General features: G+C 46.3%; 13 protein-coding genes and 2 other annotated features. Of the genes, 5 read left to right on the top strand and 8 right to left on the bottom strand.

Annotated elements, in window-relative coordinates; translation table 11 throughout:
- Positions 1 to 46: 46 nt before the first annotated feature.
- The 8 genes from hemL to ED605_RS06060 form a co-directional block, all read right to left on the bottom strand.
- On the bottom strand, positions 47 to 1345 hold the full coding sequence (gene hemL, locus ED605_RS06030) for a glutamate-1-semialdehyde 2,1-aminomutase (RefSeq protein ID WP_121978000.1): 1299 nt from the start codon (positions 1343 to 1345) through the stop codon (positions 47 to 49).
- Positions 1346 to 1351: 6 nt separating this feature from the next.
- Positions 1352 to 2332, bottom strand: a complete 981-nt coding sequence (gene hemB, locus ED605_RS06035; RefSeq protein WP_121978001.1) for a porphobilinogen synthase — start codon at positions 2330 to 2332, stop codon at positions 1352 to 1354.
- Between the two features lie 25 nt (positions 2333 to 2357).
- Positions 2358 to 3269 (bottom strand): hydroxymethylbilane synthase, encoded by a 912-nt coding sequence (gene hemC / locus ED605_RS06040; protein ID WP_121978002.1) that lies wholly within the window; start codon positions 3267 to 3269, stop codon positions 2358 to 2360.
- Positions 3259 to 4125 carry a glutamyl-tRNA reductase gene (locus tag ED605_RS06045; protein ID WP_306419368.1) on the bottom strand — a complete coding sequence of 289 codons (867 nt, stop codon included), beginning with the start codon at positions 4123 to 4125 and terminating at the stop codon, positions 3259 to 3261. Before ED605_RS06045 ends, hemC begins: the two co-directional genes overlap by 11 nt.
- 71 nt (positions 4126 to 4196) lie before the next feature.
- Positions 4197 to 4568 carry a glutamyl-tRNA reductase gene (locus tag ED605_RS14935; protein WP_306419369.1) on the bottom strand — a complete coding sequence of 124 codons (372 nt, stop codon included), beginning with the start codon at positions 4566 to 4568 and terminating at the stop codon, positions 4197 to 4199.
- A 2-nt stretch (positions 4569 to 4570) separates the two neighbouring features.
- Positions 4571 to 5032: a precorrin-2 dehydrogenase/sirohydrochlorin ferrochelatase family protein gene (locus ED605_RS06050; protein ID WP_225419059.1), complete on the bottom strand. Its 462-nt coding sequence runs from the start codon at positions 5030 to 5032 to the stop codon at positions 4571 to 4573.
- Positions 5010 to 6467 carry a uroporphyrinogen-III C-methyltransferase gene (gene cobA / locus ED605_RS06055; protein ID WP_121978004.1) on the bottom strand — a complete coding sequence of 486 codons (1458 nt, stop codon included), beginning with the start codon at positions 6465 to 6467 and terminating at the stop codon, positions 5010 to 5012. Before cobA ends, ED605_RS06050 begins: the two co-directional genes overlap by 23 nt.
- Before the next feature lie 64 nt (positions 6468 to 6531).
- Positions 6532 to 6771: a binding site (T-box leader), on the bottom strand.
- A 62-nt stretch (positions 6772 to 6833) separates the two neighbouring features.
- Positions 6834 to 7829: an NAD(P)/FAD-dependent oxidoreductase gene (locus ED605_RS06060; RefSeq protein ID WP_121978005.1), complete on the bottom strand. Its 996-nt coding sequence runs from the start codon at positions 7827 to 7829 to the stop codon at positions 6834 to 6836.
- A 506-nt stretch (positions 7830 to 8335) separates the two neighbouring features.
- Between ED605_RS06060 and ED605_RS06065 the strand changes: the two genes are divergently transcribed.
- The 5 genes from ED605_RS06065 (at position 8336) to ED605_RS06085 (ending at position 13684) form a co-directional block, all read left to right on the top strand.
- Complete coding sequence (locus tag ED605_RS06065) at positions 8336 to 9241, top strand: LysR family transcriptional regulator (RefSeq protein ID WP_121978006.1); 906 nt, start codon at positions 8336 to 8338, stop codon at positions 9239 to 9241.
- Positions 9242 to 9410: 169 nt separating this feature from the next.
- Positions 9411 to 9658, top strand: a binding site (T-box leader).
- A 53-nt stretch (positions 9659 to 9711) separates the two neighbouring features.
- On the top strand, positions 9712 to 10776 hold the full coding sequence (locus tag ED605_RS06070; RefSeq protein ID WP_121978007.1) for a sulfate ABC transporter substrate-binding protein: 1065 nt from the start codon (positions 9712 to 9714) through the stop codon (positions 10774 to 10776).
- Positions 10777 to 10948: 172 nt separating this feature from the next.
- The gene (gene cysT / locus ED605_RS06075; RefSeq protein WP_121978008.1) at positions 10949 to 11788 is read left to right on the top strand and encodes a sulfate ABC transporter permease subunit CysT; all 840 of its coding nucleotides are present in this window, start codon (positions 10949 to 10951) and stop codon (positions 11786 to 11788) included.
- Positions 11788 to 12627, top strand: coding sequence for a sulfate ABC transporter permease (locus ED605_RS06080; protein WP_121978009.1), 840 nt, complete (start codon positions 11788 to 11790; stop codon positions 12625 to 12627). The genes cysT and ED605_RS06080 overlap by 1 nt, the downstream gene beginning before the upstream one ends.
- Positions 12611 to 13684 (top strand): ABC transporter ATP-binding protein, encoded by a 1074-nt coding sequence (locus ED605_RS06085; protein WP_121978010.1) that lies wholly within the window; start codon positions 12611 to 12613, stop codon positions 13682 to 13684. Before ED605_RS06080 ends, ED605_RS06085 begins: the two co-directional genes overlap by 17 nt.
- Positions 13685 to 13691 lie beyond the last annotated feature (7 nt).

Genomic DNA, 13691 nt, shown 5'->3' on the forward strand with positions numbered 1-13691 from the left:
CCCATTTATCAACCGCTAACCAGACTAACGATACTGAACGCGGTAATCATTTAGTCCGGGCAACGTCATCAAAAGCGGCATTAAACGCCGCAATAGTCGTCTCAATATCCGCTTCAGTATGCTTACTTGACATGAAGTTAGTCTCAAACTGCGATGGTGCCGTATAAATCCCGTGTTGCAATAGCGCCTTAAAGAACTTGGCAAAATAGGTAACGTCACTTTTCTGAACATCGTCGAAATTGTTAACGGGTCCCTGATTAAAGAAATAACTCCACATGGTGCCGACATGATGAACCGTTATTGGGACACCATGGGCATCGGCAGCACCTTTAATGCCTGTCATCAACTCATCGGTTCGAGCCGTCATTTGCTTATAAAGCGACTCATCAAGTTGAGCAAGTGTGCTGAGTCCGCCGGTCATCGCCAGCGGATTACCAGACAAGGTACCGGCATGATAAACCGGCCCATCCGGCGTAATCCATTTCATAATTTCTTTTCGACCACCAAAAACGCCTACAGGCAAGCCGCCACCAACCACTTTCCCCAGTGTCGTTAAATCCGGTGTGATGTGATACAAACTCTGGGCACCGTGAAAAGCTGCCCGAAAGCCGGACATCACTTCATCAAAGATCAACAGGGCCCCGGCCTCGCTGGTCAGAGTTCGAAGTGTCTGCAGAAAATCGGCTGTCCCGGGAATTACCCCCATATTGCCGGCAATTGGTTCAACAATCACACCCGCAATTTCCTCACCATGGGCTGAAAAGACTTGTTTAATCCCTTCAATATCGTTATAAGCAACCGTTAAGGTGTCGTAGGCCAGATCTTCAGGCACCCCGGGTGCCTCGTGAATATCGTTAAAGGTTGCCACTCCCGAACCGGCGTCTACCAGCAATGAATCACTGTGCCCGTGGTAGTTACCGATGAATTTAACAATTTTATCTCGATGGGTATAGCCCCGTGCCAGTCGAATCGCACTCATAGTGGCTTCGGTGCCGGACGAAACCATCCGCATCATTTCTAATGAGGGCACAATTGCTTGAATTTTTTTCGCCAACTCGGTTTCCAAGATAGTTGGGGCACCATAGCTGGTTCCCCGAGCGACCGCTGCCTGCAGATCTTTGACAACTTGGGGATCGGCATGACCTAAAATAAGTGGTCCCCATGACAAAACGTAATCAAGATATCGATTGCCATCAATATCAAAGATATGGGCCCCGTCACCTTTGGCGATAAAAAGCGGTTCACCACCAACATTTTTAAACGCCCGAACCGGACTGTTTACGCCACCGGGAAGGTACCGACTTGATTCTTGAAACGCCTGCTTGGATTTTTCAAAATTTAACACTGTCTTTTACCACCTTTGTTTGTCAATTCGTCGGGCAACATCCTTGGCGAAATAAGTAATGATCAGGCCTGCACCGGCCCGTTTGATTCCCACCAAGGTTTCCTTCACAATTTGGGCTTCATCAATCCACCCGTTGTGAGCAGCAGCTTTAATCATTGCATATTCGCCCGACACGTTGTAGGCAACTAATGGCAGATTGGTTCGATCACGAACATCTCGCACAATGTCCAAGAAGGCCATCGCCGGCTTAACCATCACAAAATCCGCCCCTTCTTTTTCATCGCTGGCAGCTTCCCTTAAGGCTTCCAACCGATTAGCCGGATCCATCTGATACCCCTTGCGATCGCCGAATTGTGGTGCACCGTCTGCAGCATCCCGAAACGGGCCATAAAAACTGGAAGCGTATTTAACCGAGTAGGCCATAATAGGGGTCTCCTGAAAGCCGGCCTTGTCCAAGCCCTCGCGAATGGCAGCCACAAATCCATCCATGGCATTTGATGGTGCAACCATATCGGCACCAGCTTTCACTTGACTGACCGCGGTTTTAGTATTGTAAATTAGCGATTCATCGTTTAACACTTGGTGATCTTTTACAATCCCGCAATGGCCGGTCGAGGTGTATTCACACAGGCAGGTATCCGCAATCACAACTAAATCGGGATAGGCAGCTTTAATTTGGGCAATTGCCTGTTGGACGATCCCATTTTCTTCCCAAGCTCCCGACCCAACATCATCTTTGTGATCCGGAATCCCAAAAATAATGATCGATTGAATGCCTAACGCTACAATTTCTTTAATTTCATCCAGGACGCTTGTCAGACTGTAACGATAAATTCCCGGCATCGAAGCAATTTCTTCCTTCCCCGTAATGGTGGCATCCACAAACACGGGCATAATCAAATCAGCCTTTACCAGATGAGTTTCGCGAACCAGGTCGCGAATCGGCGCCGTTGTTCTAAGCCGACGGTGACGATCAAAAGTTACCATAATTTATAATTCTCCTTTTTAATCATTATTGAATAACGTTCAGTGCGCCTTCTTTGATCAATTGATCAGCAGTTCGTTGACCAAGTCGATTGGGATCTTGATCAAGATTTGTTTTTTTAAACAACTTCTTCCCATCAATTGAAGCGACTAAACCGGTAAACCGACTCCCAGATGGTGTTTGCGTTGCGTAAGCGCCGATTGGAAAATTGCAACTACCACCGAGTTGGCGTAAGAAATCCCGTTCAATGGTCACATTGCGTCGGGTCTTTTCATCTTCAATTTGATGCAATAGCTCAAGGGTTTGCCGATCATCGGCTCGACATTCAATGCCAATCGCGCCCTGACCGGCAGCCGGTAGCAAGTCATCCTTTAAGGACAACCGGTAAACACCAGTTAAATCAACCGCCAACCGGTTCAAGCCGGCTTCGGCCAAAATCACACCATCCAGGTTTTCGGTTCGCAGTTTTTTCAATCGGCTATCAACATTCCCTCGAATTGACACAATCTCGACGTCGGGTCTCAAATGCAAAAACTGGCCCTGACGTCTTGAACTGCTGGTACCAATCCTGGATCCCTTGGGCAATTGTGCAATACCTGTAATCGGGTTAGTCGTAATCAGGCAATCAAATGGCGACTCCCGCTTAGGAACCGCACCAATTGTTAGATTTGCTGGTAAAGTTGGCATCACATCTTTTAGACTGTGGACGGCAAAGTCAATTTGACCATCGGTAAGCTGTTGCTCAATTTCTTTCACAAACACGCCCTTTCCGCCAATTTTGCGCAGTGACTCACGTCGATTACGGTCCCCTTGAGTGATGACCGGTTTAACGGTAAACGTGATCGCTGGAAATTGACTTTTCAACTGTTCAACAACCAAATTGGTTTGTCGCATGGCAAGCTTGCTCTGGCGAGTTCCCACAACAAATTCAGTTCTCATTTAAAATTTTCTCCTGTTCAGTAGTGGTTTGAGGATCACCACCGACCAAATGAGCTTCAGATGTTAGACCAAAGATTCGACAAAAGGCCTGCAGGTCAGCATCCGCATTAGGCTGAACCGATTGTTCCTTAATCGTTTTAATGGGCCCCTTAATCATCTGATTAATAATGCTTTTAAGATGCTTACTAATCACCTGACGCTCATGCGCATCCAAATCGGGAAGCTTCCTCAACAAACTATCATAAACCTCTTTTTCAATTTTTAGTGAAGATTCCCGCAACTCACGAATAACTGGCACAATGTGCAACTGTTTTTGCCAGATGTAGAATTGCTCAACGGCCTTGGGCACATGCTGAGCAATGCGATCCAGTAAGCGCTGTTTTAAAAGCTGATTTTGCTCAATTGTTTGGGTCAGATGATCAATATCCCAATAATCAATTTTTTCTGGCAATCCTGCCTGAGCAATATTTCGAGGAACCCCCAGATCAATCAAAACTTTGGGGCCATTCTGGTTTGAAAACAGGTGACCGTCAAATACTGCAGTAGTCGCTGAAGTTGCCGCGATCACAGCATCGACAGTCGTAATGGTGTCAAACCGCCCGCGCCATGGTAGTGCCTGAACTGTGTCATCGTACTGATCGGCAATGCTTTCAGCTTTTTGATCCGTTCGATTATAAATAAGAATTTTTTCAAAGCCCATCGTACTGGCATTTTTTAACACGTGACTGCCTTCTTGACCCATGCCGATAATTGCCAGCCGTCGATTCGTCAAACTGCCAAGGGTTAATTTAATTTGGTGCAGCCCCGCTTGGCCGGAGGTTTGCGATAATTCGCTAACCCGGTAAGCCGTATGCATTCGTTTGGCAAAGGTAATTACTTGCTTAAATAAATGGTCGAGAATCGCACCTGTCGTCCCGTGATCGGCCGCTAGAAAATAGGCGGCCTTGACCTTTGGGGTTCGCCAACCATTAAGGATTCCAAGCCAACCGTTACGCGAAACAGATGTGAAACGGCAGCTTCTTTAACCCCAATTTGCACCCACTGATTAAGCTGGTCGAGTGACACGTGAAACCAATTTGCTAAAAACCGCTTGATGTAATAACGGCCAGTATGGACTTGGTCAACCACTGCATAGACGTCGGTTCGATTGCAGGTCGATAAAATAACATTTTCCAAGATGCTCTTTTCCTGATTTAGTTGACGATCCGCCTGTGCAAGCTTGGTTTCCGATAGTGCGAACCTTTCACGAACCTCAATTGGGACCTTTTGATAGTTTAAACTGACATAAATGATAAACATTTTCAGGACTCCTCTCTAAACCACTTTTTTTCTCGTAACCAAATCACCAGTTGCCGTTTAATAAATTTGGTCATCTTTGGAAATCGGCCTTTACTCGAAACGGTAATGAGATATTGGTGATTTTCGATCTTGGCAACATTGAAAAAATCTGATTGTTCCTTCTCACTGGTATTGTTAACCCATTGAAAGGCATTCGCTTCCATCACAATTTGGTGATTAACAGCTTCATCGCTAGTGCAGGCGATGATTAATCCAAACTTGGCAATGTCCCCGCTTCTATATGGCCGTTGAAGCCAAGTGACCGACCGCGGCTTGATCTGTGCCGATAATGTCGGACTGATCACCGTCACTTTTGCCCCAGCTGCTAACAATGAACGAATCTTTCTAGCTGCCACCCGACCACCGCCAATCACGACAACCGGTTTATCTGTTAAATTTAAATTAATTGGATATGGATCGCTCACGGTTGATCTCCTCACAGCTAACCCGAACTGAGCCGGCATTAGCTTTGAAATAAGCTTCAATTGCCGCCGGGACTTTATCAATTTGACTTGGTACCAAAATGACCCGCTGTAAACCGGCTGTCAAACACTTCTCAAAAATCCGCCGGCCCATCACGAAACACGGCAGGTCTGCCAACTGAGTAATTTGTTCAGGTTGACAACCATTCAATAAATCATCAACAGCCGGCGAACTGGGAAAAATAACACCGTGAAACTGGCTAAGTTCAATGGGTTGGGGCACTGCAACCGCCCGATAAGTGGCAATTTTTTGACCCTTAAAGTCGGTTGTCCGTTTTAAGTCAGCCGCTTCGCCGATCATCACGCTTGAAGCAACTGACCGTGCCAACTGATTCGGCTCATAAAGGCCATCTGCAGATATTCCCCGCGCTTTCAATGCCTTGACTGTCAGTTGATTGGCCGCCAATAAACGCCAATCCGACAACCAGCGATGATCATAGCCGGCTGCCAATAACCGGCGCTCAAAAAAAGTAAAGGCGGTTGGACTGGTCACAATCAGCGTCCCTGGTTGGATCTGAGGCCAATCAAAGTCCAATGCCAGGTTTTGCCGTCGTTTGAAGAAGGCCACGGCCGCCCCTTGATCCTGCAAATTTGCAAACAGTTTTGATGATTCCTTAAATGGCATTAATAGGTGACGACCGGCAAGCGGTTTAGTCAATGCCAGTTCCGGCATTAAAGAAACCACTTTGCCCACAACAATCAACGCCGGAGCGCCTAAGCCGTGTTGATTCACGACTGTTTCAATCGTGTCCAAGTCAGCTCGAACCGCTCGTTGCTTCCAGTGAGTGGCCCACTGAATAACCGCCACAGGAGTCGTCTTCGGCCGGCCGTGGTTAATCAGTTGGTGGGTAATCTCCCCCAGCTCCTTCATGCCCATTAAGAAAACCAACGTCCCTTCCTGATGGGCAATGTTTTCCCAATTCAGTTGATGCCCACCTGCTTTATGGTGACCGGTGATTACGTGAAAGCTGGACGCAAACTCTCGATGGGTAATCGGAATGCCAGCTGCTGCCAGCCCGGCAATCGCGCTGGTAATTCCTGGAACGACCTCAAAGTCGACTCCCGCCGCATGTAGGAATTGACTTTCTTCACCACCCCGACCAAAAACATCGGGATCGCCGGATTTTAAGCGGATCACCCGTTTCCCCTGGCGAGCCAGCTTTACCAGCAATTGATTGATCTGATACTGACTAACCCGATGATGTTCAGGCTGTTTGCCGACATTAATTAACTCAGCCGTTAGCGGCATTAACAGCGCCGAATTAATTAGCCGATCATAAACCACTACATCCGCTTCAGCCAGCCGTCGTTTAGCCAACACCGTCAGTAACTCCGGATTCCCCGGACCAGCACCGACTAACGAAACAAATCCACTCATGTAATCAACTCCTTTGAAACTCAACTTTTAGGCAAGAAAAAACGCCCATGTACAACTATTTTTGTACAAGGACGATTTAAACCGTGGTGCCACCTAACTTTACAATCCAAAAAGATTGCCTCAACACTCACTTGGAACTAATCCAAGAAAGTCGGGCACCGTAACGAATGCCGATCGTAGGCATAGCCTTCACCTGCCTAATACTCCGAGCTCATCTTCACCGATGGTTACTTTGCGTCCTCTCAGCTGCCGGACACTCTCTTTAAAAGCCAACATCAGCTACTCATCTCATCAACGTGCTTTTATTAAAGTTATTCAAGAATTTAGCTTAATTTTGATTAATTGTCAAGATCATGACCGGCCCACTTAAGCAATCGCCGTACTGTGCAGGGGTTGCTTTCGTTCGGGATAGAGCGCCTCTGCCAGATGATTGATGGCTGTCGGTGCTTCCCCAAACCCGGCCGAAATCAGTTTCACTTTCCCTGGATAGGTCACGGCATCGCCAATCCCGTAAATACCTTCAACTGCCGTTTGCATATGTTCGTCAACAACCAATGACCGGCGTTCAAGTGGTAATCCCCACTTCTTTAAAACTCGATTATCCGAAGTAAAACCGTAGTTGACTAACAGGGAATCGACCGTTAACGTCTGCTGGTCATCCCCCTTGGCCACTTGAAGCTGAATGACCAGCCCGGCCGCCGGTTGATCAACCACTTGCTTAATATTATATGGGGTGACTAACTCAACAGAAGAGGCCTTCAGTCGTTCAACACTGGCTTCCAATGCCCGAAACTTATCGCGTCGATGGATTAGATGAACTTTTTTGGCAATCGGTTCCAGCGTCAACGCCCAATCAATGGCGGCATCACCGCCACCGGCAATTGCGATTTCCTTATCAGCAAAATCAGCCACTCGCTTAACGAAGTAAAAGACTTTTCGATTGTCCAATTGATGATCATAATCAACTGCCAGAGGCCTTGGCGCAAATGCCCCACTGCCAATTGCCACTAACACACTTCTGGTATGGGTGACGCGGTGAGCCGTTTTCAAAATAAAGGTCCCGTCTGCCTGCTTTTCAACGGCGGTCACCTCTTCGCCGCACCGAATCGCTAGTTGATCTTTAAACTCAAACAGTTGGCGTTTTAAGTTTTCAACGAGATCAGCACCCCTGGCTGGCACGAAACCGGCCACATCGTGAATGATTTTTTCAGGGTACAGTGCCGCAACTTGGCCGCCTAATTCCGGTAAACTTTCAATCAATTGGGTATCCAGGTTTCGCATTCCGGCGTAGAACGTGGCAAACATCCCCACGGGGCCACCGCCAATCACTGTCAAATCGTAAAGATGTTCATCAAATTCCATGCTTAATTACTACCTCCCGGTCCATTAAATTTTTGATTGAAGACTCAATCAAGATTTCACTAAAAGTACCATCATAATTTTCATCTGTCAAGAAGGATTTTAATTAAATGTTATTTCAATGAGTCGATCTGTCGCCACTAAAACCGGCTTTTTGAAAAATTCATACTTGACAAATCTCACGAATCACTTGTAAACTGACAACAATTTAATTTATTTCTAATAATTAAAAACATGTTGAAGAGAAGAGTAACTGTCAGTGAAGGTGCCAGTGAACCCGGCTAGTGAAAAAGGGATCATCATCACGACAGCGAATATGAGCTCGGAGTCATCGGCCGGTTCACGCTAGTCGATCGTCAGTCACCGTTATCTGACTAGGTATCATTGGTACCGAAAACGAGGTGTCACTTGTGGTGGCATAAATTTGGGTGGTAACACGGCGAATCGTCCCTTTGCAGCTAAAACTGCGGGGGACGATTTTTTATTTTTAGAAATTAGGTGATTTTAAAATGAATATTCAGCAAATGCGTTACGTTTTAGCCGTCGCTGATCACGGCAGTTTTCACGAGGCTGCCAAGAAACTGTACGTTTCACAGCCCAGCTTGTCGCACGGCATTAAAGAACTTGAACACGAACTAGGTGCTCAGTTATTTGAGCGGACCCGCCAAGGCAATTTCTTGACCAATTCCGGCATTGCGTTTGTCCGTCAGGCAAGAAAAATTGTTGGCGATGTTGAGAACCTTCATCGGTACTTTACCAATGACCCCCTGCATACCCGTTATTTTTCAATTGCCGGTCAACACTATGATTTTATTGCCACAGCCCTTTGTCACGTGATGCAAAAATATCCGGACTATCAGTATTTACGGGCGTTTGAAAGCACCACTCTCAAAGTAATTCGGGATGTGGCCGAGTTTCGAAGCGAGATTGGGATCATTTTTATTAACGAGCTCAATCAATCTCGTTTGCTGAGCTTATTTGATCAAAATAATTTAATTTATGAGGCCCTTGGAACTTTCCAGACCCATATTTTCATGCGAACCGGCCATCCATTAGCTGATAAGCAACTGATCACTTTATCAGATTTGGCACCTTACCCACAAGTTCGCTTTACTCAAGAGGCCACCTATTCTGAATTGGCGGAAGATCCACTGGCACCACCCAGCAGCGGACCAGTGATTGCCACCAGCGACCGGGCAACTTTGAGTAAAATTGTCAATCAGACAGACGCTTATGGTTCCGGATCCGGCATCTTGGAAAAACCGTCTCAGCAAGGATTAGTTGCCCGACCACTCAAAGATTCTCCCAGGAACAGCATGATTCTTTTAAGACGAACCGACCATCCGTTATCTGAAATTGCTCAATATTTCATTAAAGAAGTCAAGTCCCATCTCCATCAAAAAGTGACTTTTTAAATGAAACGATAGAAAAGAACTATGGCCTTCAAATCTTATCACGTCAGCTTTTAGGATCGATTTATTTTAAGGGAATTCCCTAAATTTCAAAAAAATCGATAAAGAATAACTATGTTAATCCCCTTGCCAGGTGGATTAAGACCCATTATGATACGAAACTAATAACTGATATTCAGCGACGAAAAGATGAGTACGAGTCTTTCATCCGGACAGAGAGTCCCCACTTGGTGAAAAGGGATCGGTTGAAATCTCGGAAGATGGTCTTTGAGCTTTGCGGGTGAATCTGCTTATCTGTCAGGCAAGCCCCCAACGACCGCACCCGTTACCGTGCGGACACTTATAGTTACTAAGTGTCCATAAGATTTTAACCGTGAAGCTAAAATAATCAAAGGTGGTACCACGCAATGCGTCCTTTTCCGTAATCGGAAAGGGGCGCATTTTTATTATCAGTCAAGAAAGGAGGGTCCCTCATGCAAACTAGTCAACGCCATCATTTCAAACGATGGTTCTCCCTGGCATTTCTCTTGGTTCTTGTCGGTGCATATTGGTTATTTTATCTCCACCAAGTAGACCAATCAAAAAAAGCCATCGGTAACCGCCATACAACACTAACGTTAACCAACGTTTCCTATGACCCAACCCGCGAACTCTACGCGGCCTATGATCAGGTATTTCAAACATACTGGCACAAAAAGACGGGTCAAAAAGTCCATGTTGATGTTTCCAACAGCGGTAGTGGCAAGCAGGCCAACTCAGTGATTGAAGGCAATCAGGCCGATGTCGTCACCCTTGCCCTTGACCCTGACATTACCAGTATTCAAAAAGCGGGACTCATTAAAGCCGGATGGCAGAAAAAGTTCCCAGATAATTCATCGCCTTACACTTCGACCATTGTTTTTTTAGTTCGCAAGGGCAACCCTAAACATATTCGTGACTGGGGCGATCTCATAAAAAATGATATCAAAATTATCACACCCAATCCCAAAACATCAGGCGGGGCCCGGTGGAATTATCTGGCGGCGTGGGCATATGCCGACAAACACTATCATCACCAACAATCGACTGATAAAGCCTTCCTCAAAAAGCTCTATCACCACGTGACTGTTTTGGATTCCGGCGCCCGAGACGCGACCACAACGTTTGTTCAAAACGGCCAGGGTGATGTTCTGTTAGCTTGGGAAAATGAAGCTTTGCTGGCAATGAAGGAACATCCCGGTAAATACCAGATTGTTACCCCAAGCATCAGCATGAAAGCCGAGCCGTCAGTGGCCGTAGTCGATCAGGTTGCTAAGCAACGCCGAACAACCAAACTCGCCAAAGCCTATATCCGATACCTCTATTCAAAAAAGGCCCAGGAAATTGAAGCGCAAAACTTTTATCGGCCGATTAATCAACAGGTTGCCAAGAAGTACCGACGCCAATTTCCAACGGTTAACCGGGTCTCAATCAATGATCCGCTTTTTGGCGGTTGGGACAAAGTCCAAAATAAACACTTTGATAACGGTGGGATCTTTGATCAGATTTATCAGAAGTAAGGGCTAAGCGTTGGGATCCGCTCACTATTCTTAGGACAACTCCCAAAAGCAACACCACTCCAGATAAGGGTTCGATTTAAAAAAGCCAAACCCAGGCTTTCTCAAATCGACGCCTTATCTTCCGGGTGTTAACCGCTTTTGTCCGTTCACTACTTTCAAAAGGAGGTCTACCATGCAGAAAGTTCAAAAAATTTCCAATCGACTGATTCCCGGCTACCGACTCGGGATCAGTATTACTCTTATTGGCCTATTACTCATCGTTGTTATCCCATTTGCTTCCTTGTTCATCCAAGGATTAACCATTGGCTTCAAACAATTCTGGTTTCAAGCCACCAACGCCCGGATTTTAGCCAGCTACGCCGTTAGTTTGAAAGGCGCATTTCTAGCCGCCCTGATCAACACCTTTTTGGGCCTGATTCTGGCGTGGGTTCTGACTTTCTACCAATTTCCCGGCAAACGGTTACTGGATTGTCTGCTGGATCTGCCCTTTGCCCTCCCCACCGCGGTAGCTGGTATCGCACTGGCCTATCTGTTTTCCGATAAGGGTTGGTTGGGTCGACTTGCCGCCCCACTACACATTCAAATTGCCTACACGTTCACTGGTATTGTGATCGCAATGGTGTTTGTGACTATTCCCTTTGTGGTTAGAGAAGTCCAACCGGTTTTAGCGCAGCTGGACAATACCTACCAAGAGGCCGCCTTAACTTTAGGAGCCAATTCATGGACCATTTTTCGAAAAATCATTTTCCCGGAAATTCTACCAGCGTTAATTGCCGGCTTCGGCTTGGCTTTCGCTCGTAGTCTCGGTGAATATGGCAGTGTGATTTTCATTGCCGGCAACCAACCGTTTAAAACGGAAATTACCCCGTTAATGATTATGTTTCAGCTAGAGGCCCATTCCTACACAGGTGCCACCGTCATCGCTTTAGTTATGCTGGTCTTCTCATTTTGTTTTATTTTCGTCATTCATGCACTTCAACGTCACCTCGAAAGAAAGAAGGGAACTCCTTAATGTCACTATTTCAAGCCGCAAAAATTAAATGGCCGTTAATTTTAATTGCGTGGAGCTTCATGTTAATCATGCTAATCTTGCCAATCGTTCTGGTAATTTCACAAGCTTTTTCCAACGGTCTCCCTCATTACCTTAGTGTCCTGGGCAGTCTCAATACATTGCATGCGATCAATTTAACCGTTGCCGCAACCGTCGTTTCAGTGGGCGTCAATTTAGTCATTGGGGTTTGTGCAGCTTGGGTGATTGCATTTCATGATTTCCCCGGCAAGCGGCTTTTAAACACGTTGATTGATTTACCATTTTCTGTTTCGCCCGTCGTTGCCGGCCTGATTTTTATCTTGATTTTTAGCCGAACGGGCTGGTTTTATCCGGTATTGGCAAAGTTAAATGTCCAAATTATTTTTGCCCCGCCTGCCATTTTTCTGGCAACTATCTTCGTGACCTTTCCCTTTGTGGCTCGCGAACTCATCCCGGTACTTGAGGCTCGGGGGCGCGAAGAGGAACAAACCGCCGCTTTTCTGGGCGCACATTTAAAGGATATCTTTTTTCAAATTACGTTACCGGCCATTAAAACGCCCTTATTAACCGGTTTGGTGCTGGCCACGGCCAGAGCAATGGGTGAATTCGGGGCGGTTGCTGTGGTTTCCGGTAATATTCCTGGTAAAACTCTCACCCTGCCGTTACTTGTTCAATCTCTATATAACCAGTTCAAGTTTCCTGACGCATTTGCGGTTGCAACCATTTTACTAATCATGACGTTTTTAATTGTTTTTCTCCAGCGTTTTTTAACTGAATCAAGCCCAACTAGAAAGGATGACGCCAATGTACATTCAAATTAATCATATTTCAAAGGCCTTTCAAAAAGAGGGCCAAAACGTCCTTCATGATATTAGTTTTGGTGTCCAAAAAGGCAGTCTAACCGCTCTTTTGGGACCCAGCGGCAGTGGTAAAACGACGCTGCTTCGGATCTTAGCGGGACTTGAAACCGCCACCGCCGGCAGTGCCAGCATTGACGGACAAGCCATTGAATCAGTTACCCCTCAAGACCGCGGGATCGGATTTGTCTTTCAAAATTACGCCCTATTTCGGTATTTAACGGTTTACCAAAATATTGCGTTTGGTTTGAAAACCCATCATCGTCCAGCTGCCGAAATTAAGCAGCGGGTGACTGATTTATTAGCGTTAACCGGCCTAAGTGAGTTGGCCAACCGTTACCCCGATCAGTTATCAGGCGGCCAAAAACAACGGGCCGCCTTTGCCAGAGCCATTGCGCCCCACCCTAAAGTACTGTTTTTGGATGAACCCTTTGCGGCTCTGGATAAGCAAATTCGTCAAGAACTCCGCAGTTGGCTAAAACAATTAATTCATCATTTGGGCATTACCAGCATTTTCGTCACACATGATCACGAGGAAGCCATTGAAACCGCCGATGAAATCGTGGTGATGAATCAGGGACGTGTCCAGCAAATTGGCACCCCAACCGAAATTTATAACCAGCCAAGTTGCCAATTTGTAGCTGAATTTATCGGTCACGCCAGCATCCTTACGTCACCTGATTTAAACGGGTTTGCGTTACCAGAAAAACCATTTACCGTCCAGGTTCGGCCGGAACGAGTTCAGATTTTTAAAAAGACTGGACAACCTACCGACACCGCGCATCTGACTATCGCCACGGTCAAAGACGTCATCTTCAGAGGTGCAACCATGACCGTCAAGCTGGATTTAAATGGCCAATCCCTCCTTGCCAATCGATCAGCCCTTCAACCGGGATTAGTCATTGGTGAACAGGTCTCGATTCTAATTGAGCAGCTAGTCGTTTTTAAACATGGCACCGGCATTCTCGAAAAGAATCAGTTACCAACCACAACGCCGTTAAAGTCTTACGCGATTAATTGAAAGGAGT

Origin of the sequence: Lentilactobacillus raoultii (genome assembly GCF_900411375.1) — a bacterium.
In the GTDB taxonomy this organism is placed as follows: Bacteria; Bacillota; Bacilli; order Lactobacillales; family Lactobacillaceae; genus Lentilactobacillus; species Lentilactobacillus raoultii.